The 20,291-nt window shown below is 63.7% G+C and carries 28 protein-coding genes; 13 read left to right on the top strand and 15 right to left on the bottom strand.

Annotation, left to right across the window (positions count from 1 at the left end; all coding sequences use genetic code 11):
• Nucleotides 1-21: 21 nt before the first annotated feature.
• Entirely contained in the window at nt 22-984 is a 963-nt protein-coding gene (locus P6U25_RS29075; protein WP_407148187.1) for a D-2-hydroxyacid dehydrogenase family protein, read from the bottom strand.
• A gap of 104 nt (nt 985-1,088) precedes the next feature.
• Nucleotides 1,089-1,340: a hypothetical protein gene (locus P6U25_RS29070; RefSeq protein WP_407148186.1), complete on the bottom strand. Its 252-nt coding sequence runs from the start codon at nt 1,338-1,340 to the stop codon at nt 1,089-1,091.
• A 252-nt stretch (nt 1,341-1,592) separates the two neighbouring features.
• Between P6U25_RS29070 and ettA the strand changes: the two genes are divergently transcribed.
• The 5 genes from ettA to P6U25_RS29045 all read left to right on the top strand — a co-directional run bounded on the left by ettA (nt 1,593) and on the right by P6U25_RS29045 (nt 6,230).
• A complete protein-coding gene (gene ettA, locus P6U25_RS29065) occupies nt 1,593-3,242 on the top strand; it encodes an energy-dependent translational throttle protein EttA (RefSeq protein WP_407148185.1) in 1,650 nt (549 codons plus the stop codon).
• Between the two features lie 68 nt (nt 3,243-3,310).
• Nucleotides 3,311-3,754 carry a RidA family protein gene (locus tag P6U25_RS29060; RefSeq protein WP_407148184.1) on the top strand — a complete coding sequence of 148 codons (444 nt, stop codon included), beginning with the start codon at nt 3,311-3,313 and terminating at the stop codon, nt 3,752-3,754.
• 169 nt (nt 3,755-3,923) lie between these two features.
• Nucleotides 3,924-4,508: a TIGR00645 family protein gene (locus P6U25_RS29055; protein WP_280976116.1), complete on the top strand. Its 585-nt coding sequence runs from the start codon at nt 3,924-3,926 to the stop codon at nt 4,506-4,508.
• 154 nt (nt 4,509-4,662) lie between these two features.
• The gene (locus tag P6U25_RS29050; protein ID WP_407152642.1) at nt 4,663-5,862 is read left to right on the top strand and encodes a lytic murein transglycosylase; all 1,200 of its coding nucleotides are present in this window, start codon (nt 4,663-4,665) and stop codon (nt 5,860-5,862) included.
• Nucleotides 5,863-5,885: 23 nt separating this feature from the next.
• On the top strand, nt 5,886-6,230 hold the full coding sequence (locus P6U25_RS29045; RefSeq protein ID WP_407148183.1) for a DUF3088 domain-containing protein: 345 nt from the start codon (nt 5,886-5,888) through the stop codon (nt 6,228-6,230).
• 62 nt (nt 6,231-6,292) lie between these two features.
• Here P6U25_RS29045 and P6U25_RS29040 read toward each other — a convergent pair whose 3' ends face one another.
• On the bottom strand, nt 6,293-6,577 hold the full coding sequence (locus tag P6U25_RS29040; protein ID WP_280976119.1) for a hypothetical protein: 285 nt from the start codon (nt 6,575-6,577) through the stop codon (nt 6,293-6,295).
• Between the two features lie 234 nt (nt 6,578-6,811).
• Complete coding sequence (locus P6U25_RS29035; RefSeq protein ID WP_407148182.1) at nt 6,812-7,114, bottom strand: hypothetical protein; 303 nt, start codon at nt 7,112-7,114, stop codon at nt 6,812-6,814.
• Nucleotides 7,115-7,527: 413 nt separating this feature from the next.
• Between P6U25_RS29035 and P6U25_RS29030 the strand changes: the two genes are divergently transcribed.
• Nucleotides 7,528-7,788, top strand: a complete 261-nt coding sequence (locus tag P6U25_RS29030; protein ID WP_407152641.1) for a bacterioferritin-associated ferredoxin — start codon at nt 7,528-7,530, stop codon at nt 7,786-7,788.
• Between the two features lie 131 nt (nt 7,789-7,919).
• Complete coding sequence (bfr, locus tag P6U25_RS29025) at nt 7,920-8,408, top strand: bacterioferritin (protein ID WP_407148181.1); 489 nt, start codon at nt 7,920-7,922, stop codon at nt 8,406-8,408.
• Nucleotides 8,409-8,504: 96 nt separating this feature from the next.
• On the opposite strand, the gene P6U25_RS29020 is transcribed toward bfr, so the two are convergent.
• The 4 genes from P6U25_RS29020 to P6U25_RS29005 all read right to left on the bottom strand — a co-directional run bounded on the left by P6U25_RS29020 (nt 8,505) and on the right by P6U25_RS29005 (nt 11,423).
• Nucleotides 8,505-8,912, bottom strand: a complete 408-nt coding sequence (locus P6U25_RS29020; protein WP_407148180.1) for a hypothetical protein — start codon at nt 8,910-8,912, stop codon at nt 8,505-8,507.
• A gap of 146 nt (nt 8,913-9,058) precedes the next feature.
• Nucleotides 9,059-9,664, bottom strand: a complete 606-nt coding sequence (locus P6U25_RS29015; RefSeq protein WP_407148179.1) for a pyridoxamine 5'-phosphate oxidase family protein — start codon at nt 9,662-9,664, stop codon at nt 9,059-9,061.
• 184 nt (nt 9,665-9,848) lie between these two features.
• Nucleotides 9,849-10,910 (bottom strand): alpha/beta fold hydrolase, encoded by a 1,062-nt coding sequence (locus P6U25_RS29010; RefSeq protein ID WP_407148178.1) that lies wholly within the window; start codon nt 10,908-10,910, stop codon nt 9,849-9,851.
• Between the two features lie 111 nt (nt 10,911-11,021).
• The gene (locus P6U25_RS29005; protein ID WP_407148177.1) at nt 11,022-11,423 is read right to left on the bottom strand and encodes a nuclear transport factor 2 family protein; all 402 of its coding nucleotides are present in this window, start codon (nt 11,421-11,423) and stop codon (nt 11,022-11,024) included.
• Between the two features lie 136 nt (nt 11,424-11,559).
• On the opposite strand from P6U25_RS29005, the gene P6U25_RS29000 reads away from it, so the two are divergent.
• Nucleotides 11,560-12,249 carry an ArsR/SmtB family transcription factor gene (locus tag P6U25_RS29000; protein WP_407148176.1) on the top strand — a complete coding sequence of 230 codons (690 nt, stop codon included), beginning with the start codon at nt 11,560-11,562 and terminating at the stop codon, nt 12,247-12,249.
• 15 nt (nt 12,250-12,264) lie between these two features.
• On the opposite strand, the gene P6U25_RS28995 is transcribed toward P6U25_RS29000, so the two are convergent.
• A complete protein-coding gene (locus P6U25_RS28995) occupies nt 12,265-12,510 on the bottom strand; it encodes a DUF2188 domain-containing protein (RefSeq protein ID WP_407148175.1) in 246 nt (81 codons plus the stop codon).
• A 122-nt stretch (nt 12,511-12,632) separates the two neighbouring features.
• On the opposite strand from P6U25_RS28995, the gene P6U25_RS28990 reads away from it, so the two are divergent.
• Nucleotides 12,633-12,899 carry a DUF2277 domain-containing protein gene (locus tag P6U25_RS28990; protein WP_407148174.1) on the top strand — a complete coding sequence of 89 codons (267 nt, stop codon included), beginning with the start codon at nt 12,633-12,635 and terminating at the stop codon, nt 12,897-12,899.
• Between the two features lie 140 nt (nt 12,900-13,039).
• On the top strand, nt 13,040-13,453 hold the full coding sequence (locus P6U25_RS28985) for a hypothetical protein (protein ID WP_407148173.1): 414 nt from the start codon (nt 13,040-13,042) through the stop codon (nt 13,451-13,453).
• Between the two features lie 136 nt (nt 13,454-13,589).
• Here P6U25_RS28985 and P6U25_RS28980 read toward each other — a convergent pair whose 3' ends face one another.
• A complete protein-coding gene (locus P6U25_RS28980; RefSeq protein ID WP_407152640.1) occupies nt 13,590-14,111 on the bottom strand; it encodes a collagen-like protein in 522 nt (173 codons plus the stop codon).
• Nucleotides 14,112-14,231: 120 nt separating this feature from the next.
• Here P6U25_RS28980 and P6U25_RS28975 point away from each other — a divergent pair, with 120 nt between their 5' ends.
• Nucleotides 14,232-15,212, top strand: coding sequence for a GNAT family N-acetyltransferase (locus P6U25_RS28975; protein WP_407148172.1), 981 nt, complete (start codon nt 14,232-14,234; stop codon nt 15,210-15,212).
• 4 nt (nt 15,213-15,216) lie between these two features.
• Here the strand turns inward: P6U25_RS28975 and P6U25_RS28970 are convergent, their stop codons facing one another.
• Both P6U25_RS28970 and P6U25_RS28965 read right to left on the bottom strand, forming a co-directional pair.
• Nucleotides 15,217-15,483 carry a helix-turn-helix domain-containing protein gene (locus tag P6U25_RS28970; protein WP_407148171.1) on the bottom strand — a complete coding sequence of 89 codons (267 nt, stop codon included), beginning with the start codon at nt 15,481-15,483 and terminating at the stop codon, nt 15,217-15,219.
• A 176-nt stretch (nt 15,484-15,659) separates the two neighbouring features.
• A complete protein-coding gene (locus P6U25_RS28965) occupies nt 15,660-16,427 on the bottom strand; it encodes an SDR family NAD(P)-dependent oxidoreductase (RefSeq protein WP_407148170.1) in 768 nt (255 codons plus the stop codon).
• Nucleotides 16,428-16,546: 119 nt separating this feature from the next.
• Here P6U25_RS28965 and P6U25_RS28960 point away from each other — a divergent pair, with 119 nt between their 5' ends.
• Nucleotides 16,547-17,020, top strand: a complete 474-nt coding sequence (locus P6U25_RS28960; RefSeq protein ID WP_407148169.1) for a hypothetical protein — start codon at nt 16,547-16,549, stop codon at nt 17,018-17,020.
• A 224-nt stretch (nt 17,021-17,244) separates the two neighbouring features.
• Complete coding sequence (locus tag P6U25_RS28955; RefSeq protein ID WP_407148168.1) at nt 17,245-17,685, top strand: hypothetical protein; 441 nt, start codon at nt 17,245-17,247, stop codon at nt 17,683-17,685.
• A gap of 74 nt (nt 17,686-17,759) precedes the next feature.
• Here the strand turns inward: P6U25_RS28955 and P6U25_RS28950 are convergent, their stop codons facing one another.
• Genes P6U25_RS28950 through P6U25_RS28940 form a run of 3 tightly spaced genes read right to left on the bottom strand, consistent with a single transcriptional unit; the run spans nt 17,760 to nt 20,240 of the window.
• Nucleotides 17,760-18,341, bottom strand: a complete 582-nt coding sequence (locus P6U25_RS28950; RefSeq protein ID WP_407148167.1) for an NUDIX domain-containing protein — start codon at nt 18,339-18,341, stop codon at nt 17,760-17,762.
• A gap of 19 nt (nt 18,342-18,360) precedes the next feature.
• A complete protein-coding gene (locus P6U25_RS28945; protein WP_407148166.1) occupies nt 18,361-18,816 on the bottom strand; it encodes a GNAT family acetyltransferase in 456 nt (151 codons plus the stop codon).
• Nucleotides 18,813-20,240, bottom strand: a complete 1,428-nt coding sequence (locus P6U25_RS28940; RefSeq protein WP_407148165.1) for an FAD-binding oxidoreductase — start codon at nt 20,238-20,240, stop codon at nt 18,813-18,815. Before P6U25_RS28940 ends, P6U25_RS28945 begins: the two co-directional genes overlap by 4 nt.
• Between the last annotated feature and the right edge of the window lie 51 nt (nt 20,241-20,291).

Here is a 20,291-nt window from a genome sequence, read left to right as displayed (position 1 = left end):
CGCGGCAAGGCCCCCTGGCTCTCAGGCCAGACGCCGCGGCAGCTCGCTGCCCCTGGTGAAGGCGTCGATGCACTCGACCATTTGCCGATAGTGCGTCTGCAAGCCTTCGCGCGTGGCGTAGCCGAGATGTGGCGTGATCACGACATTGTCGAGCTTGCGGAGTGGGTGGTCTGATGGCAGCGGCTCGACCGCGAACACATCGATGCCGGCGCCCGCGATCTTCCTCCCGCGCAGCGCCGCGAGCAAGGCGTCCTCATCGACAATCGGTCCGCGCGCGGTGTTGATGAGATAGGCCGAGGGCTTCATCCGCGCGAGGTCGGCGGCGCCGACCAGGCCGCGCGAGCGTGGGCTCAGCACGACATGGATGGTGATGATGTCTGCCGTCGCGAACAGCTCATCCTTGCTGGCGTAGCCGACGCCGACCTCCTTGCACTTCTCGGGCGTGAGGTTGGGGCTCCAGGCGATGACGTTCATGCCGAATGGCTTGGCCATGGCGGCAACCTTGCTGCCGAGCTTGCCAAGGCCGATGATGCCCAGCGTCTTGCCTTCGATCTCGGTGCCCGCAAAGGTCTGCCAGGCTTCGCCAGCGTGCATCCGCGCATTCTCGCGGCCGATGCCGCGGGTGAGTTCCAGGATCAGGCCCATCGCCAGGGCCGCGGTGGGATCGCGATTATACTGCGTGCCGCACAGCGTGATCTTGCGATCCTTGACAGCCTCGATGTCAATCGACGCGTTGCGCATCCCGGAGGTGATCAGGAGCTTCAGCTTCGGCAGCGCCTCGATGAGCGAACGCGGAAACGGGGTACGCTCGCGCATCGCGCAAATGATGTCGAATTCCTTCAGTTTCGCCGCCGCATCGGCCTCGCCGGCAAACGGCTTGTTGAAGACGGCGACGTCGACGCGATCCTTGATCCGGGGCCAGTCGGCCACCGAAAGCGCGAGATCAAAATAGTCGTCGAGGATTGCACAGCTAAGCCGCGTCATTGGCAGGTCCGTTCATGGCGAGAGCGACGGCAGGGATGAACCGTCGGGAGATCGCCATGGTTGCGCGCAATCGGCGGGCGCGCAAGCGGCCGCGGTGACCGCTGTTATGCTGATGGAGAGGACTTCTGCGCCTTCGCAGTCCGGATTTCGGCAAGCATCGATTGCACCGCCGGTGACACGGCGACGTGCTTGGCGCGCCAGGCTGGACCGGGCCCGCGCATATAGTGCAGTTCCGGCCGATAGGGATTGAAGGCCTTGGCAATGAAGGCGCGCCAGAAGGCGCGGAATTCGTTGAACGGCCCGGTCTCGCTTCTGGTCGCCGGATGCCGGAAAGATGCCGAAGTTATGGTAGCCATGACGCGGCCTCTACTCTTTCGATCGCGGTTTCGCCGCGAAAAACGCCATTTCCAGCGCCTGAGAACGAGTTTTGGCCTGATTTATTAAAAGATAGTTTCAATTGTCATGGTCCGCCGGACATGGTGTCGAACCGGTAACCGCTCGTCGTGACGGAGCGGAAAACGCCAGCCCGCGGTTGCGCTTTCGGGGGCTGGCCGTTACATCGGCGGCAGCAAAATTTCCACAAATCGGATCAATTCCAGGGACAGCGGATGGCGCGCCAGTTCATCTATTTCATGCAGGGTCTGACCAAGAGCTACCCGACCCGCAAGGTGCTCGATAACATCCATCTGAGCTTCTATCCGGACGCCAAGATCGGCGTGCTCGGCGTCAACGGCTCAGGCAAGTCGACGCTGCTCAAGATCATGGCTGGCCTGGACAAGGAATATACCGGCGAGGCCTGGGTCGCCGATGGCGCCCGCGTCGGCTATCTCGAGCAGGAGCCGCATCTCGACCCTAATCTCTCGGTTCGCGAAAACGTCATGCAGGGCGTCGCCAAACAGAAGGCGATCCTCGACCGCTACAACGAGCTCGCGGTCAACTACTCCGACGAGACCGCGGACGAGATGACCAAGCTGCAGGACGAGATCGAGGCCCAGGGCCTGTGGGATCTCGACAGCAAGGTCGACCAAGCGATGGATGCGCTGCGTTGTCCGCCTGATGATGCCGACGTCACCAAGCTCTCGGGCGGCGAGCGCCGCCGCGTCGCGCTGTGCCGCCTCCTGCTCGACCAGCCGGACCTGCTGCTGCTCGACGAGCCGACCAACCATCTCGACGCCGAGTCGGTGTCGTGGCTGGAAAGCCATCTGCGGAACTATCCGGGTGCGATCCTGATCGTCACCCACGACCGCTACTTCCTCGACAACGTCACCGGCTGGATTCTCGAGCTCGACCGCGGCCGCGGCATTCCCTATGAGGGCAACTACTCGTCCTGGCTGGTGCAGAAGCAGAAGCGGCTCGAGCAGGAGGGCCGCGAGGAGGCCGCGCACCAGAAGACGCTGGCCCGCGAGCAGGAATGGGTCGCCTCCTCGCCGAAGGCGCGTCAGGCCAAGTCGAAGGCTCGCTACCAGCGCTACGAGGAGCTGCTCAAGAAGGCGAGCGAGAAGCAGACCCAGACCGCGCAGATCATCATTCCGGTTGCCGAGCGGCTCGGTGCCAACGTGGTCGACTTCGAGGGCCTCAGCAAGGGGTTCGGCGATCGCCTGCTGATCGACGATCTCACCTTCAAGCTGCCGCCCGGCGGCATCGTCGGCGTAATCGGCGCGAACGGCGCCGGCAAGACCACGCTGTTCAAGATGATCACCGAACAGGAGACGCCGGACAAGGGCACCATCACGGTCGGCGAGACCGTGCATCTCGGCTACGTCGACCAGTCGCGCGACGCGCTCGACGGCAGCAAGACCGTGTGGGAGGAGATCTCCGGCGGCAATGAGCTGATCCTGCTCGGCAAGAAGGAAGTCAATTCACGCGGCTATTGCTCGGCCTTCAACTTCAAGGGCGCGGACCAGCAGAAGAAGGTCGGCGCGCTCTCCGGCGGCGAGCGCAACCGCGTGCATCTCGCCAAGATGCTGAAGTCGGGCGCCAACGTGCTGCTGCTCGACGAACCGACCAACGATCTCGACGTCGATACGCTGCGCGCGCTGGAAGAAGCGCTGGAGGACTTCGCCGGCTGCGCCGTCATCATCAGCCACGATCGCTGGTTCCTCGACCGCATCGCGACCCACATCCTGGCCTTCGAGGGCGACAGCCATGTCGAATGGTTCGAGGGCAACTTCCAGGACTATGAGAAGGATAAGATGCGCCGGCTCGGCCAGGACAGCATCATTCCGCATCGCGTGAAGTACAAGAAGCTGACGCGGTGAACGGGCGGCCGCGACGGTCGTCGAACCTGTCGAGGAATGCCTCGCGCGAGGCAGAAGGGTGACACAGAATGTCTACGGATGGCCTTGCAGGCGTGAACAAGCCCGGAGGAAACTACGTCCCCGTCGTGATCCATGGCGGACTTGCCTATGTGAGTGGTCAGTTGCCTCGCCGCGGCGAAGATCTCCTTTACTCGGGCAAGGTCGGAGCCGCCGTCGATATTAAGGCCGCCCAGGAAGCTGCCGCGTTGTGCGCTGATCTCTGCATATCCGCAGTCAGCTATGCCGTGGGCGGCGAGGACAAGATCGTCCAAGTCTTGAAGGTCGTGGGGTATGTCGCCTCGGCGCCAGGATTCACCCAGCAATCACAAGTCGTGAATGGCGCGTCGGATCGGCTCATCGAACGTCTCGGCGAGCGCGGGCGCCACGCACGCACCTCGATCGGCGTTGCCGAGCTGCCGCGAGGCGCTCCCATCGAATTGGACATGGTCGTTGCCGTTCGTTCACAGAGCTGAGCTCGACAACCGAAGACGATGCCGTGCTGCCGACCTGTGGCCGGCGGAAAGGGCAGCGGTAAGATCGTGACCGGATCGCGGCGCAATCTGCGGCCAGTTGTCGCTTTTCAACCGCCCGCGATTGCGTAGATAGAGCGCACCGCAATCCAAATTCCGCGAGCTATCCAACATGTCCGCCATTTCCGACGTGCGCGCGCCCCTGAAGGGCCGGTCGCTGCGTCCTGTTCCCATGCTGATCTTCGGATCGCGCTGGCTGCAATTGCCGCTCTATGTCGGCCTCATCATTGCCCAGGGCGTCTACGTCGTGCTGTTCCTGAAGGAGCTGTGGCACCTGTTCGCCCATGCCTTCGATTTCAGCGAGCAGCAGATCATGCTGGCCGTCCTCGGCCTGATCGACGTCGTGATGATCTCGAACCTGCTGGTGATGGTGATCGTCGGCGGCTATGAGACCTTCGTGTCGCGCCTCAATCTGCAGGGTCATCCCGACGAGCCGGAATGGCTCAGCCACGTCAATGCCAGCGTGCTGAAGATCAAGCTGGCGATGGCGATCATCGGCATCTCCTCGATCCATCTGCTGCGCACCTTCATCGAGGCGGGCGCGCTGACCTCGGGCAAGGGCAACTACACCGAGACCGGCGTGATGTGGCAGACCATCATCCACTGCGTCTTCATCCTGTCGGCCATTGGCATCGCCATTGTCGACAAGCTGTCGAACGACTCGATCGAGGGAGCCAAGCAGCAGGCCGCGCATTGAGCGCAGTCCTCGGGCCGGCCCGCGGTTCACAGCCATCCGGTGCCGTGATAAGGCTCACGGCACGAACGGGTGTTGCCGGACGGCGTGCCCATTGGACCGCTGCGTGAACAGGCTGTTGGATTTGACCTTTCTCCGCGCGCTTGCCTTCGGGCTTCTGCTTTTCTCCTGGTTGATCGTCTCGCCCGCGCGCGCCGCCGACGCTGCCTTCACCCAGTTCATTGCCTCGCTGTGGCCGGAAGCAGAGGCCGCCGGCGTGTCGCGCGCGACCTTCGAGCGCGAGACCCGCGGGCTCGAGCCCGACTACAAGCTGCCCGACCTCATTTTGCCCGGGCGTCCCAAGACTGGTGCGCCGGCGCAGGCTGAGTTCGTGCAGGTGCCGGCCGATTACGTCAGGGAAGCCTCGATCGCGCGGCTTGCGACGGAAGGGCAGAAGCTGCTGCAGAAGTATCGCCCGGCGCTCGATGCGATCGAGAAGCGCTTCGGCGTGCCGGCTCCGGTCGTGCTGGCGATCTGGGGCCGCGAGACCGACTATGGCCGCTATTCGCTGCCTTACGACACGCTGCGCGTAGTCGCGACGCAGGCCTATGTCGGCCGCCGCAAGGATCAGTACCGCGGCGAATTCATCCTCGCGCTGAAGATCCTCGGCGAGGGGGTGGTGAAGCGCAAGGAACTGACCTCCTCCTGGGCCGGCGCGACCGGCTACACCCAGTTCCTGCCGTCCGAATATTACAAGCACGGCGTCGATCTCGACGGCGATGGCCGCGTCGACATCTGGCATTCAGTGCCGGACGCGCTCGCCTCCGCCGCGCAGCAGCTCGTCAACAAGGGCTGGCAGCCTGGCGTGCGCTGGGCTTACGAGGTCAAGGCGCCGGCCGATGTCGATTGCACGACGGGCGTGCCCGAGGTGACCAAGCCGATCGGCCAGTGGCTCCGCGCCGGTTTCGTGCCGGTCCGCGGCCTGAAGCTCAGCGCCGCCGAACAGGCGCAGCCCGCCTCGCTGCTGCAGCCGGAGGGCATCTACGGCCCCGCCTTCCTGACCACGAAGAACTACTTCGTGATCAAGGAGTACAATTTCTCCGACCTCTACGTGCTGTTCGTCGGCCATCTGGCCGACCGCATGACCAGCCCGCTGCCGTTTGCGACGCCGTGGTCGGCGTCGACGCAACTGCGCTCCGCCGATGTCGAGGCGATGCAGCGCGAATTGACGCGGATCGGCCTCTACAAGGACAAGCTGGACGGCAAGGCCGGAATGCTGACCCGCGCCGCGCTCGGCGCCTATCAGAAGCAGGCCGGACTAAAGGTCGATTGCTGGCCGAGCGACACGGTGCTGCGCGCGATGCGGGGGCAACACTAGCAGTCGATCCGAAGGGAAACACGGTGCGCGACAGGCTGTTTCTTCTCAAGCCCGGTTTCGAGGATCCGGCCTTCCCGGGCCAACGCTTCTATTGCTGGCACTGCGCGCTGCTGGAAGGGGTGCTTGGATCGTTTCCGCAACTGGCCGCCGCGATCGACGTCGAGCGGATCGCGTGGCCTCGACCGCGGCGCGAGGTTGCCGAACTGATCGGCGGCGAGAACCAGTCGCTTCCGGTGCTCGTGCTTGGCGACGATGCCGAGGCCGGGTTGGAAACCGGCCGCGCGAATGGCCACCGGTTCGTCGAAGGCAAGGACGCTATCCTGCGGGTGTTGAGCCTCCGGCACGGAATTCCCGAACCGCATCCGTGACCAAAGAAAAACCCGGCCAGAGGAGGCCGGGTTTCGAAAGCGAGTGGATGCCGCGCTGTGGATCAGTCGCAAACCTGGACGCGACGGAAGCGCCAGCCGTAGCCGTCCCAGAACCGCTCGCGAACCCAGCGGCACGGGGCTTCTTCGACATAAACCGGCGCCGGCGCGACATAGACCGGGGCGGGACGGGCTCCCGCAATAGCGCCGCCGAGCAGGGCGCCGCCGATCAGGCCGCCGGCAACGCCGGCCGCGATCGCGCCGCCGTCACCGGCCTTGGCGGCCGGAGCAACGGCCAGCGAACCGGCAATCGTGGTGACGGCGACAAGGGCAGCTAAAGTCTTCTTCATGTCTTTGGCTCTCCTGGAAGGGGTGGCGCCGTGGTCCGACGCCGGGTTTGAGGTGACTCACACGCTGGTTCGAACTGCTGTCTTGCTAAACAGCGCAGAACAGTCAATCGAAAGTAAACGTCCGGTGCTCTATCGGCCCAGAAAGCGGTTTTTTCGGGCCCCATAAAGCGGACGTCCCGGAAAACAGTCGGCTGTCCGGGACGTCTGGTTCGATTTAATCGAGATGAACAGGGATTAATCGCAGACCCTGACGTTGCGAACACGCCAGCCGTAGCCATCCCAGAAGCGCTGGCGCTGCCAATAGCAGTCAGGGCCGTAGTATCCCGGTCCTGCGACATAGGCCGGTGGCGCGTAATAGCCGGGACCGTAATAGTAGCCGTTCTGCGATGCGATCGCGCCGCCCACGATGGCGCCGCCAATCAAGCCCGCAGCGACGCCGGCGGCGACACCGCGTTGTGCCTGGGCAGGGGCGGGGACCGCCACGGCCGAAACCGCAAGGGTGGCGGCGGCGCAAAGCGCCAGCAAAGTCTTCTTCATGGCCTCACCTTTCCTCTCGGGAGCAAGGACAGCGCGTGAGTGATCTGTCTGCTCAAAGGTTCCATATTTCGCTTGAACGATCAATGAACGGAGCCGCCTCATTTGGCCACGAATACGTGTTCGACGGGTTGAGATGCTCGGACGGTGAGGGGGCGTTAGTCACTGGGGCGCCGCTGGCACAGGCGGCGATTCAATTGGTGGCGATGGCGGGAGCGGCGAAAGCAGCGATTGAGCGCGCTGAGCCCTTGCGATTGCCATGAAGCTCGTGGAGGCCGCGCCCGGTTTTAGACTCGTTCCAATATGAATCCCGCATCAGTTTGGAATTGCTTCAAAAAGCGCTTTTTCCTTTTGCATCCGGCGGGAGCCGACAATATCGATAATGGTAAGCATCACCGATGGACCTGCCTTTCCTGATGATTGTCTGTTCCTGTAACGTCCTCAGCGACCAAGATGTCCGCGACGCCGTAAATGCCGGCGGGTCCCTGACGCGAAATGCCAAGCAGATGTACGGCTGTCTCGGCTGCAGCGCCGAATGCGGCCGGTGTGCCCGCACGATCAAGGCCATCATCGATGAGGCGCTGGGGCCCTGCGCCAAGGCCTGCTGTGCCGGTTGCCCGCATGCGGCCAACGACGAGACCACCGAGCCGACCGAATTCGCGCTCGCGGCCTGCTGATCCCTCGCCAAATCGCCTGCAATCACGATTATCCACGCGCTTCTGTGGAGGGTTGCCCTTGCCAGCGATCTGACTTAGAAGCATTCTAAACTGGATTCTGGCCGATTTGGCCGCGACAGGTGGAGTGGATCATGCAAGGCGACCCGAAGGTCATCGATTATCTCAACAGGGGGCTGCGCAGCGAACTGACCGCCATCAACCAGTACTGGCTGCACTATCGGATGCTGGACAACTGGGGCCTGTTGGAGATGGCCAAGGTCTGGCGCAAGGAATCCATCGAAGAGATGGAGCACGCCGACAAACTCGTCGCTCGCATCCTATTCCTTGAAGGCTTTCCGAATCTCCAGGTGCTCGATCCGCTGAAGATCGGCCAGAACGTCCAGGAAATCATCGAGTGCGATCTCGCGTCCGAAATCGCTGCACGCGCGCTTTACCAGGAGGCCGCAACCCACTGCCATGGCGTCAAGGACTATGTCAGCCGCGACCTGTTCGAGGAGTTGATGAAGGACGAGGAGGATCACATCGACTTCCTCGAGACCCAGCTCGACCTGATCAAGCGCATCGGCCTCGAGCTCTATACCCAGAAGCACGTCGGCCATCTGAAGGGCGACGAGTCCTGACCGGCATCCTCGGGATCCGACACCATTCTCAGAATTGCGAAAGGCCGCCCAGGGGGCGGCCTTTTTGGCTTGTGATGCCGGCTCGATCCCCTCGCGTCAGTAGCACCGGGTGATGTTGACAGTCTGGTCTCCGCCGCGTCCGGGAACAGTGACGCTCTCGGTCGGGCAACTCGAGACGTAGGGGCGGTCCGATGGCACCACGGCCGGCGGATAGCGATGTGCCCAGTCCCAGGGAACGTCATAGGTGTAGGTATAACGGACGTCATTCGAGATCGGCGGCGCGGTCTCGACGAGTGGCTCTCCGGCTGGACCGGAATCAAAGCCGACCGTGGCCGGCCAGAACGCGCCGGGGATACGTCCATGATGACGGAAGGCCGGATGGGGTGCAGCAAACGCGCCGCGCGCCGCCGCTCCTGACCTTGCGAAAGTCTCGGTCGCGCATCCAAACATCAGCGCGGCAACGCCGGCGGACGCAACCAGCGCCCGGTAGATTCTATAGGTCATGGCACGCACCAGCTCTTGCGTTACGAACTCGTGCGGACGCTAAGCCGTGCCCCGTTGCGTCCGCAAACCGATCCTTAATTATTAGTTAAGAAGTAATCTTAATACGGAAACTTGTCTCAAAATCCCGAAAGGCGACCCGTGTCGCGTCAGAGTTGGGTCTTGTAGCGCTCGTAGACCGCCTCCTGGGTCTCCGGTTCGCCGAGCGCGGTCTGCTCATGGATCACTTGGCTGATGCTCGGGAATACCTTGCGCTCGACGCGCGTCTCCGCCGCCCACAATTTCGAGCGCATCAACGCCTTGCCGCAGTGGAAATAGGCTTCTTTGACGTCGACCCGCAGCACCGCACGCGGCGGCTTGCCGAACTCGATCATCGACGCCAGCAGGTCAGGATCGGCCGACAGCCGGCCCGTGCCGCCGACGCGCAGCGTCTCGTCGATGCCGGGGACGAAGAAGATCAACTGTAGCAGACCCGAGCCTTCGACGATGTTGCGGAAACTGTCGATGCGGTTGTTGCCGGAGCGGTCCGGCAGCAGGAGCTGGTTTGGTCCGGTCACGCTGACGAATCCCGGCGTGCCTCCGCGCGGCGATGCATCGACGCTGCCATCGGAGCCGGACGTTGCCAGCACGCAGAACGGCGACATCTCGATGAATTTTCGTGCATGCGCGTCGATCCCGGGACGTGCTTTGGCGATCACGCGCGCGGTCGGCTGCGGATAGATCGCGGCGAGGTCGGCTGCGGCAAGGTCGGTCACGGCGCTCTCCCGATGTGATGTTGAGCCCAGCGTAACACCCGAACCAGCCCGCGTCATCCTGCGCTTGAGTGATTCCAGTCTCCGCGGACAAAGCCGAATCCGGCGTGGCCCGCCGGCCACCTCGATCGCGTCAGGCGCGCGATTTGGCGCAAGCGGTCCTACGATCATCGACTGATCGCGATCGTTACATCGTCCGCTGCGGCGCAGTCTGCAGCAACTCCTGCAACTGCCGGGCATAGAACCTGGCGCTGCCGGTCGTGAGGTGACCGCGCGTCTCGGAGCTTGCCGGGATCAGATAGATGCTGCCGTGCCTGATCCGCTTCACAGCGGCCTCGGTGACGCCGGTCTCCGGCGGATTGCGTTCGTCATCGGCGGCGTTGATCGCGAGCAGCGTCGCCTCGATCTTCTCCATTCCCGCGGACGGATCGTAGTCGCGCGAGGCTTCCCATTGATAGATGAAGTCGTTGGCATCTGATGTCACCGGCTGCGCCAGTTGCTCATCGACCATCTTGTCGGCTTGCGCCGCGGTCGGCGCCAGCGCCTGGTAGGCAAGCGTGCCGCCGGCGCTCGCGAAGCGGTAGGCCGCGATCGCGTATTTCATCATTCGCGGCTGGCTCGCATAGTTGCCGTTGTTGTAGTCGGGATCGTTGCGGATCGTATCCAGCATCGTCCGCCGCAGGATCCAGTTGCGCGCCGCCATTGCCGTCGGCTGCGAGGCCATCGGCACCAGGATGTCCATCATCTGGGGATAGCGCACGCCCCAGATCCAGGTGTGCATGCCGCCCATCGAATTGCCGATCACGAGCCGCAGATGCTTGACGCCGAGCCCTTCGGTGACGAGCCGGTACTGCGCGTCGACCATGTCGTTGTAGTCGTATTTCGGAAAACTCGTCCGCATCGCATCCGACGGCTTCGACGATTTGCCGTGCCCGATGCCGTCGGGAATGATGATGTAATATTTCGATGCGTCCAGCGGCTGGCCGGGCCCGAACAATTCGCCGGCGAAAGTGGGCGTCAGCATGCTGGCGGCCGAGCCGCCGGAGCCGTGCAGCACCAGTACCGGCTGTCCGCTCGGCGCGCCGATCGTGGTGTAGTGCAGCCGCAGCTCCGGCATGATCTCGCCGGTGTGGAACTTGAAGTCCCTCGCGATCCACTCGCCGTCCTGCGGCGTGGGATACTCTGCAGCCATGGCCGGTACCGACATCGAGACGAGAGCGGCCAGAAGCGCCGCGCGCAAACGGATCATCGTGCTTCTCCCCGGGCGCGGCGTCTTTGTCCAGCCGCGTGGGCGCAAGTCTATCATGGCGGAAGCATCTGTCCGAGTGGCGCGCCGCGCGACCGGGCGAGAATTATCGACCTAGCCTCCCTTCAAGATGTTGAGCGCGTACCATCCCCAGTAGACACGGTGGGACTGGATCAGGCCGTCCCTGATCTCCATGACCTCGACGAGATCCATCTGATCGCCGTCGGGAGACTGTCGCGGATATTCCCAGGTGATGACTCGGCCGTCGGTAAAGAACCCCTGCTTGAAGCGCCTGCGCTGCGGCGGGTTGGTCCGGAACACCCGTGCGATGAACTCGCGCAGCCTGTCCTTGCCGCGGACGATCCCTTCGTCCGTCTGCATCAGGTGCTGAACCAGCGGGCTTTCGATCGAAGCGTCCGGTGCATAGAGCGCCAGCGCCGCCTCCAGGTCCTTGTTGCCGAGGGCTTCGTCCCAGAGCCGGTAGATGCGTTCCGCGTCGTTCTTGTCGGCTGTCATGATTGTTCCCTTGCAGTTCTGTTGAACGGCACCAATTTCGGCCAGGACGCGGCCCCGATGTTTCAGGAAAATCTGAAATGAGTTTCATATCGTCCTGAATATGGTTAGGACGCTGAGTGAACTGGAGGACGATGCCATGGGTTCATCGCAATCCGTGCAGACGGGATTTTCGCGGATCGCGGAGGCGCTCGGCGATCCGGCGCGCGAGGCGATGGTCAGTGCGCTCGCCGATGGCAAGGCGTTGCCCGCAGGCGAACTGGCCGTCGTTGCCGGCATCTCACCGCAAAGCGCGAGCGCGCATCTCCAGAAGCTGGTCGATGCGCGCGTGCTGTCGGTGTGGGCGCAGGGCAGGTTCAGATACTACCGGATCAGGGACGACGACGTGGCGGCGCTGATCGAGACCTTGGTCGATCTGGCCGCCAGAACCAGTGCCACACGCCGACGTGCAATGCCGGCCGAGCAGCTCAGGCAATCTCGCACCTGTTACCATCATTTGGCGGGTCAGCTCGGCGTGCTGCTGTCGAACGCGCTGATCCGCCGCCGGCTCGTCATCGTCGAAGGTCGAAGCGGACAGGTCACGGAGCAGGGGCTGGCCTGGTGTCGAGCCGAGGAGATCGATTTCGATCCCGCGCGGCAGCCGCATCTGCGGCTCTGCAACGACTGGACCGAGCGGGTGCCACACCTCGCAGGTCCCTTTGCCAATGCAGTGCTCGCGCGACTGCTCGAGGCGCGCTGTGTCGCACCGCATCGCATTCCACGTGCGTTACGGGTCACGGATCGGGGGCGGGCGTTCTTCGATCGGCTTGGCGTGCAGGTTCCGTTTTAAAGATGCGTACATGCCCTAGCGACCCTCCTCGACATCCGTCTCGGGGCGATCATTGCCGGCAGCAGTCTCGGTCATCCACTTGCCGTCAGAGGTTTCGTACTGGATTGCCTCGGTGCGCCCGGGGACGCGCTGTTCTGTCGCGGCGCGTCGCGCGGCGGCGAGCGCTGCGGCACGCGTTGGAAACGGCTCCGAAAACACCCCGTTGACGGTATAGGCCCAGCCGCCGTCGTGCTGTACGACCTTATAGATCACGTGGCTCATCGGGAACCTCGCTACGCCGTGGACGATGAGGGGTGCCAGAATAAACCACGATGTCGTATTTTGCAGCAGCCGATCGTCCTTAGGCAGTCGCCCACGCAGCTTGCGGGGTGAGGGAGACCATCATGTGCCGCAACATCAAGACGTTGTTCAATTTCGAGCCGCCTGCCACGGAGGAGGAGATTCACGCCTCGGCGCTGCAGTTCGTGCGCAAATTGTCCGGCTTCAATAAGCCGTCGCAGGCGAACGAGGCTGCGTTCAATCTTGCCGTGGCTGAGGTCTCCGAGGCCGCGCGAAAGCTTTTGATCTCATTACAGACTACGGCGCCGGTGCGCGACCGCGAGGTCGAGGCGGAAAAGGCGAGGGAGCGCTCCCGTCTGCGGTTCGGTTGAGGCGACGATCCACGGGCATTCATCCCGATCTGCGGAGCGTTCGCAAGCATCGCCGGGCACTACGCCATGGGGGCGGGCGCCACGGCGAGCTTGCAAAGCGGCTCCAACGGGCGTTGTCTGTTGCGAACAGAGGGCACGCTATGCGCATCATCATTGCACTGGTCGTTGCGTTGGCGTCGTCGGCCGCCTGTGCCGGCACGTCCGAGGGTTACGGCATGGGCGGCTGGATCGGAAAATTCCAGCCCGAGATCGACCGGGCCAACGCGACCGGCGAGCTATTCCGCATCAAGGGACATTGTCAGTCGAACTGCACGCTATTCCTCGGGCTGCGCAATGTCTGCGTCGAGCGCAGCGCGACGCTGCTATTTCACGCCGGCCACGATCGCCAGCGCAACATCAATCCCACATCGACCCAGCGGATGCTGAATGCCCACAAGCCCGCGCTGCGGCAGTACGTGCTGGCGCATCACTACATGGAGACGCTGGAATTCCACGCGATTCCGGGCGCGATGATCATCGACCGGTTCGGCTACAAGGAGTGCCCGCGAAGCTAGAGCATGATCCGGAAGGGTGCGAAACGGTTTCCCCTCGCGACAAACGCGGAGCGTTTGCGCGGAGATCATGTTCAAACAAGGAGCTAAAGCGCGATGACGATTCCCAATCTCATCGCGCTTTAGGGGACGAGACGTGTTACTTGTTCTTATCCTTGCGGCGCTTCTTCTTTTTCTTGCGATCGTCGTCGTCATCATCGTCGCCGAAATCCCCGGCGTCGACGTCGAGGGCGATCGCCTCAGCAGCGGCACGTTCGGCTGCGTCGTGCTCGGCCTGCTCGGCCGCTTCGCGCTCCTTGGTGCGCTTGTAGTCCTCCCAGGCGTCGAAGATCATGTGTAGCCATGGCATCACCTGATCAATCGACGGCAACTGACCGGGCGGACCGGCTTCGCCGCGCGGACCCGCGGGGCCCTGCGGACCTTGCGGGCCGGGCTCGCCGCGGACGCCTTGCGGACCTGCCTTGCCTGGTGCCCCGGGCTTACCCTGTGGTCCCGCCTTGCCGACTGCTCCGGCCTTTCCCTGTGGACCCGGCTTGCCGCGTGGCCCTCCCGGTCCCGGCCGCCCCGGGTGTCCCTGTGGACCGGGACGTCCCGGCTCACCCTGACGGCCTTGCGGTCCCCGCGGCCCCTGGCGGGAGGTCGTGTCGTCAGCCACTGATATGCTCCGTCGCGATTTCAAGTCGGTTGTAACAGAGGTTGGATGACAGCTTCAATTCTGGCGGCCGATGCTGATGCAAGCGATCAACAGTCATAATTCGGTGTGCCGGTAGCGGAGGACACGTTGCGAATTCTGAACGACGCGCCCGGCGAAGCCGCAGGCGGACCTGCGCTCGATATCGTGGTCACGCGACACGATGTGGTCGACGACTCGACCTTCCGCGACAGCGGTGTCCTCGATCTCTACGAAGAGCTGTTTCCCGCGAGCGAGCGCGACGATTCGGACGATATCGTGCGCTGGGTGTTATCAGATGATATCGGCGAGCGGCGAAGCTTTGTGGTTGGCGGTCGAAGGATGTCGTACCGTCTCGACTCACGCTTCTTCATCCTGCGCGCTGTGCAGCGTGCGATCGGGTTCGGCTTCTTCACTTATGACCATGCAAGCCGCCTGATCTTTTGCAATCATGTCGGCGTGCACAGGGCGTGGCGTGGCGGCGGCCTGGCGCGAACATTCTATCGCGAGATGGTCGACATGCTCGGCGAATTGTTTCCGCGCAATATCGGCGTGGTGCTCGAAGTCGAACCATTCGATCGCGACAGGCTGGAGTCGATCATCACCGATCTCGAACGTTCGGGCGGACGATTGCTAGAGGCGCATGAACAGGCCACGATCCGAAAATTCCTGCGGGTGGGCTGGTATCACAAGCTTGGTTATTCGTTCTTCTGTGATGCGCGCACGAGGCAGCCGCTGCCATGCCGCTCGCCGTGCCTTGATCCGTCGTTACCATCATCGGCCTGGGCGGGCGTGGAAGAAGACTACTGGCTGATGTGGCATGCCCGGAACGGCGTGCTTCGCCCTGCGATGAAGGCAGGCCGCCTCTGGCAGAAGACCGTTACGACGATCTACATCGAGATCCTCGCAAAATCGCTGATCGAAGAGGACCCTCGCGGCCGCCAGGCGTACTGGGACTACGCGACCGCGCTGGTGACGCGGACGCTGCAACAGACCGCGGCGACCGAGGTCTGCCTCGCAAGCTATCTCGGACACGATGACAGCCCGCTGCTGTCGCGCTGGCGGCGCCTTGCGATCGATCTGCCGATCTGAGCCGCTATCCCGCCCCGTTGTCGGAATGCGGCGGCACGTCGATGCCTTCGGCAGAGTATTCGCGGATCTTGTTCCGCAAGGTCCGGACTGACAGCCCGAGCACGCGCGCGGCGCGGGTGCGGTTGCCGTCACAGCGTGCCAGCGTCTGCAGCACGAGCTCCCGTTCGACCTCGTCGACGGTCGCACCAATCAGCAGTGGCACGATTTCATTTGGAGCCAGCGACGGCAGCAGCATAGCTTCCGGCGCAGGCAGGGTGGACGCGTAGGACATTGACACCTCCCGATCAACGCCCGCCTCACCGATGAAGCGGAAACATCGAGAATCGAACTACCCCAAAGCCCGTAATTTCACGGTGTGCCAGTTTGGTTAACAACTCCTTAATACCCACTAAGCGTCTGCGGCGTCATGGAAAATACCTCGAAATCGCCACGATTGGGTTCCCGTCGTCACAACGTGCGATAGCCGCCGTCGACCATCACGATCGACCCGGAGACGTAGGCCGACATATCGGAGGCGAGGAAGATCGCGGGCCCGACAATGTCCTCTGGCTTGCCCGCGCGGCCGAGCGGCGTGTGATCCATGAAAACCTTCACCAGATCCGGATTGGTGGCGCGCACCTTCTCATTCAGCAGCGTCTCGATGAAGCCCGGGCCGATTGCATTGACGCGCACGCCATCCTTGCCGAGCTCGGCAGCGAGCGCCTTCGTGAAGCCGAGCACGCCGTGCTTGGAGGCGGTATAGGCGGGCGAGCTCGGCGTGCGCAGATGCACGAAGGATTGGATCGAGCCGATATTGACGATGCGTCCTCTGTTCTTGCGCAGCGGCGCGAGGAAGGCGTGTGTCACATTGAAGACGCCGGTGAGATTGATCGAGATGATGTCCTCCCAATCCTTGATCACGGCCTCGTTCGTGCCGAGCATGCCATTGCGGCGGGCGATGCCGGCATTGTTCACCAGGATGGAGACCGGCCCGATCTTGTCGGCCACCTGCTGTGCCATCGCGATGCAGGCGTCGCGATTGGTGACGTCGAGCGCGAAGCTGTCGGCCTTGCCGCCTGCGTCGCGGGTCTCCTTTGCCGCCTCCGCCGCCGCGTCGCCATCGATGTCGAGCAGCACGACGCGCGCGCCCTCGCGGCCGTAGCCCACGGCGATCGCGCGGCCGATGCCGGAGCCCGCACCGGTGACGACGGCAATGTGATTGTCGAGTAGGGGCATGGCGTTCCTCGTTTGTTGTGCGTTGTCGACAACACTATTCAAAACTGCGCCAATCGAAACGCCAAGCCGTGTTTGCGCGTTGCTGTCATCCAGATTCGGATGACATCACGGACCCGAACATGGACCCGCGTATCAGACAGTGGAGACTTGCGATCGAACGCTTCTGTGCAGCGTCCGATCCCGACTACGGCGAGATGGCCCGGATGGTGGCCGAGATCGCCGCGACTGATAGCGACGAGACGCTGCGGCAGGCGGCCGCACAGGTGCTGCCCGTGCTGCGCCACGCCGCGGCCAGATCGGCCGATCGCCGCACCAAGGAGATGGCGCGACGTCGCCTCGGCATCATCAGCGATGCGCTGTACATGCTGTCCGCGCCGCAGTTCGGCCGGCGCGGCCTCACGCCGAAGATTTTGACCCAGGAAGACCAGTATCGGCAATTGCTCGGCCTGCCGCTCGGCCGGCGCCTGGCCGCGACGGAAATTCATCAGGCCTTCAAGCGCGCTGCCAAGACGGTGCATCCCGATGGCGGCGGCAACGGCCCGGCGTTCCTCGAGCTTGCCGCCGCGCGCGACGCGCTGATCAAGCATCACTGAGGCGGCATCTTCATGCCGGACAATGCACGCGCAGGCGGCATTGCCGTACGCCCGCCCGGTGTGCTCGCATTGGGGTGTTGCAACCCCGAAAGACAGGTTCAACGCGGTTTGCACGCAGGCGCGGCTGCCTTGCCAAATTGCGCCGCCACGCGCGATTGCTACAGTTGGCGCGTGGTGATTCGTATCCGCGTCGCGACCTGAGCCAACTTTGGGGAGTGCGCACAATGAGATTGTCATCCGTCCTTCGTGCCGCGCTGGTTGCACTGACGGCGTTCGCAGGCGCCGCTTTGTCCTCCGCCGCGCATGCCGATAGCGGCTTCATCCAGCTCACGATCTACAAGGCCGGATGGTTCATCGGCGGCTCCGGCGGCACGGGCATGCTGACCTTCCGCGGCCGCAGCTATCCGCTCTCCACCGGCGGGCTCGACTACGGCCTGGTGTTCGGCGGCTCGAAGACCGTGCTGCGCGGCCGCGTCAGCAACATCAACCGTCCTTCCGACGTCGCCGGCGTCTACGGCGCGGCGGGAGCCGGGCTGGCGCTCGGCCGCGGCGCCCGCGCGATCGTGCTCACCAACCAGAAGGGAGCGGTGCTCGAGCTAACCGGCCAGCAGGTGGGCCTGATGGCGAACGCCGATCTGAGCGGCCTCGCGATCACGATGCGATAACGCAACGCCGTCGCTCGTCGGGTGTGATGTCGTCTCGCCACAGACGGGACGACGCTGCTCCGGCAATCCGGCATTCACCCGAACAGATGCAGCGCTGCGTATTGCAGCAGCATGATGGTCTTGGCATCGACGATGCGGCCGTCGCTGATCATGGCGAGCGCCTCGCCGATCGATAGCTCCAGCACCTCGATGTCCTCACCCTCGTCGGCGAGCCCACCGCCATCGCCGATCCGCATCGTGGCGTCATATTCGGCGACGAAGAAATGCAGCTTCTCGGTCACGGCGCCCGGGCTTGTGAAGGCCTCGAACACCTTGCGCACGTGGTCGAGCCGGTAGCCGGTCTCTTCTTCCACCTCGGCGCGGATGCGCAGCTCCGGCTCAGCGTCGTCGAGCATGCCGGCGGCGACCTCGATCAAGAGGTCGTCATAGCCGTTGGCGAAGGCGGGGTAGCGGAATTGCCGCACCAGCACGACGGTGCGCGTCTTGAGATTGTAGGGCAGCAGCGCCGCGCCGTTGCCGCGGTCGTAGACCTCGCGCACCTGAGTCTGCCACTCGCCATTGGCGCGTCGGTAGTCGAGCGTCGCGCTCATCAGCTCGTAGCGACGCTTCGAGAGAAGCTGAACCTCCTTGACGCGAACGCGGTCGGCAATGCTCATGTGCAAACCTTTGGCTTCCTCACCATGTCGCTTCGCGGCCGTCGAGCCATTTGGCGAACATCACCGAGGTCGATTCCTCAAAGCCGAGCGATTGGTAGAATGCGCCCGCCTTGGCGTTCTCGCGCCGGACCAGCAGTTGCAGCTTCGGCACGCCGGCCTCGCGCAGCCAGTCCTCCGCCGCCATCATGATGGTGCGGCCAAGGCCCTTGCCCTGCCGGCCGGGATCGACCGCCACGTAATAGACCCAACCGCGATGACCGTCGTGGCCGACCATCGCGGTTGCCACGAGCGCGCCGCCGTCGCGGCCGACCAGCACGGCCGAATTCGGCCCGCGCCGCGCCAGCGCGATGTCGGTTGTGGGATCGTTCCACGGCCGGGTCAGACCGCACTCCTGCCACAGCGCGACGACGTCGGCGACGTCGTGGTCCGTGATCAGAGCAATGGAAAGAGCGGGCGATGGTGCGGCCGCAGTCACAGCACTTTGCCCGGGTTCATGATGCCGAGCGGATCGAGCATCGTCTTGATGGACCGCATCAGCTCGATCGCGACCTTGTCCTTCACGTCTGGAAGCTCGTCGCGCTTGAGTACGCCGATGCCGTGCTCGGCCGAGATCGAGCCGCCCATGCGCAGCACGATCTCGAACACCACGGCGTTGACGTCGTGCCAGCGCGCCAGGAAATCGGCCGCATTGCCGCCGACCGGCTGGCTGACATTGTAGTGGATGTTGCCGTCGCCGAGATGGCCGAACGGCACCGGCCGCGACCCCGGGATCAGCTTCACCACCGCGGCGTTTGCTTCCTCGATGAAGGCGGGGACCGCGGCGACCGGCACCGAGACGTCATGCTTGATCGAGCCGCCTTCCGGCTTCTGCGCGCCCGACATCTCGTCGCGCAGCTTCCAGAACGCCTGGCGCTGGCTCAGATTGGCGGCGATCACGGCGTCGTCGACGATGCCGTCCTCCATGCCCTTGGTGAGGATAGCCTCCAGCGTGTCGCGGGCGTCGTCGCGTGACGACGACAGCTCCATCAGCACGTACCAGGGATGCTTGCTCTGAAGCGGATCGCGGATGTCGATGCCGTGGCGGATCGAGAACTCGACTGCGATGTCGGCGAGCAGCTCGAAGCTGGTTAGTGCGCCGGCGGCCTCGTTGCGCGAGATCGACAACAGCTTGAGCGCCGCGGCCGGCGATTTCAACCCGACAAAGGCGGTCTCGATCGCGCGTGGCTTCGGAAACAGCTTCAGCGTCGCCGCGGTGATGATGCCGAGCGTGCCCTCGGCACCGATGAAGAGGTTGCGCAGGTCGTAGCCGGTATTGTCCTTTTTTAGCTTCGACAGCGCGTTCAGCACACGGCCGTCCGCCAGCACGACCTCGACCCCGAGCGCCATCTCGCGCGCAACGCCATAGGCCAGCGCCGTGGTGCCGCCGGCATTGGTCGAGAGATTGCCGCCGATGGTGCAACTGCCTTCCGCACCGAGCGAAAGCGGAAACAGCCGATCGACCTCAGCGGCCCTCTGCTGGGCGACCTGCAGCACCACGCCGGCCTCGCAGGTCATGGTGTTGGATTCGGTGTCGACCTCGCGGATCTTGTCCATGCGGCGCATCGAGACGACCACTTCGCCATTGTGCGGAGTCTGGCCGCCGACCAGGCCCGTATTGCCGCCCTGCGGCACCAGCGCGATGCGGTGCTCGCTCGCAAGCTTGCAGATCGCGGCGACTTCGGCGGTTGAGCCCGGGCGTAGCACCAGCGGCGAGCGGCCCTGGAACAGGTTGCGTTCCTCGGTGAGATAAGGCGCGATATCGGCGGCATCCGTCACCGCATATTTCTCGCCGACGATGGTGCGGAATTTCTGGATCAGGTCTGATGGAAGCGGGGGCATGGCAGGCTGGACGATATTCATTGTTCTTGGTCTTTCACTCCCGATATCGAGCATGATGCCATTGCGGCGACC

This window comes from Bradyrhizobium sp. ORS 86 (assembly GCF_045571475.1).
Lineage (GTDB): Bacteria > Pseudomonadota > Alphaproteobacteria > Rhizobiales > Xanthobacteraceae > Bradyrhizobium.
Note: the sequence above shows the minus strand (reverse complement) of the source record. Positions and strands in the feature narration are given on the sequence as shown.

Coding starts and splice junctions, on each gene's coding strand:
- P6U25_RS29075 (WP_407148187.1), bottom strand. CDS start 984: ATGACGCGGCTTAGCTGTGCAATCCTCGACGACTATTTTGATCTCGCG.
- P6U25_RS29070 (WP_407148186.1), bottom strand. CDS start 1,340: ATGGCTACCATAACTTCGGCATCTTTCCGGCATCCGGCGACCAGAAGC.
- ettA (WP_407148185.1), top strand. CDS start 1,593: ATGGCGCGCCAGTTCATCTATTTCATGCAGGGTCTGACCAAGAGCTAC.
- P6U25_RS29060 (WP_407148184.1), top strand. CDS start 3,311: ATGTCTACGGATGGCCTTGCAGGCGTGAACAAGCCCGGAGGAAACTAC.
- P6U25_RS29055 (WP_280976116.1), top strand. CDS start 3,924: ATGTCCGCCATTTCCGACGTGCGCGCGCCCCTGAAGGGCCGGTCGCTG.
- P6U25_RS29040 (WP_280976119.1), bottom strand. CDS start 6,577: ATGAAGAAGACTTTAGCTGCCCTTGTCGCCGTCACCACGATTGCCGGT.
- P6U25_RS29035 (WP_407148182.1), bottom strand. CDS start 7,114: ATGAAGAAGACTTTGCTGGCGCTTTGCGCCGCCGCCACCCTTGCGGTT.
- P6U25_RS29030 (WP_407152641.1), top strand. CDS start 7,528: ATGATTGTCTGTTCCTGTAACGTCCTCAGCGACCAAGATGTCCGCGAC.
- bfr (WP_407148181.1), top strand. CDS start 7,920: ATGCAAGGCGACCCGAAGGTCATCGATTATCTCAACAGGGGGCTGCGC.
- P6U25_RS29020 (WP_407148180.1), bottom strand. CDS start 8,912: ATGACCTATAGAATCTACCGGGCGCTGGTTGCGTCCGCCGGCGTTGCC.
- P6U25_RS29010 (WP_407148178.1), bottom strand. CDS start 10,910: ATGATCCGTTTGCGCGCGGCGCTTCTGGCCGCTCTCGTCTCGATGTCG.
- P6U25_RS29005 (WP_407148177.1), bottom strand. CDS start 11,423: ATGACAGCCGACAAGAACGACGCGGAACGCATCTACCGGCTCTGGGAC.
- P6U25_RS29000 (WP_407148176.1), top strand. CDS start 11,560: ATGGGTTCATCGCAATCCGTGCAGACGGGATTTTCGCGGATCGCGGAG.
- P6U25_RS28995 (WP_407148175.1), bottom strand. CDS start 12,510: ATGAGCCACGTGATCTATAAGGTCGTACAGCACGACGGCGGCTGGGCC.
- P6U25_RS28990 (WP_407148174.1), top strand. CDS start 12,633: ATGTGCCGCAACATCAAGACGTTGTTCAATTTCGAGCCGCCTGCCACG.
- P6U25_RS28985 (WP_407148173.1), top strand. CDS start 13,040: ATGCGCATCATCATTGCACTGGTCGTTGCGTTGGCGTCGTCGGCCGCC.
- P6U25_RS28970 (WP_407148171.1), bottom strand. CDS start 15,483: ATGTCCTACGCGTCCACCCTGCCTGCGCCGGAAGCTATGCTGCTGCCG.
- P6U25_RS28965 (WP_407148170.1), bottom strand. CDS start 16,427: ATGCCCCTACTCGACAATCACATTGCCGTCGTCACCGGTGCGGGCTCC.
- P6U25_RS28960 (WP_407148169.1), top strand. CDS start 16,547: ATGGACCCGCGTATCAGACAGTGGAGACTTGCGATCGAACGCTTCTGT.
- P6U25_RS28955 (WP_407148168.1), top strand. CDS start 17,245: ATGAGATTGTCATCCGTCCTTCGTGCCGCGCTGGTTGCACTGACGGCG.
- P6U25_RS28950 (WP_407148167.1), bottom strand. CDS start 18,341: ATGAGCATTGCCGACCGCGTTCGCGTCAAGGAGGTTCAGCTTCTCTCG.
- P6U25_RS28940 (WP_407148165.1), bottom strand. CDS start 20,240: ATGAATATCGTCCAGCCTGCCATGCCCCCGCTTCCATCAGACCTGATC.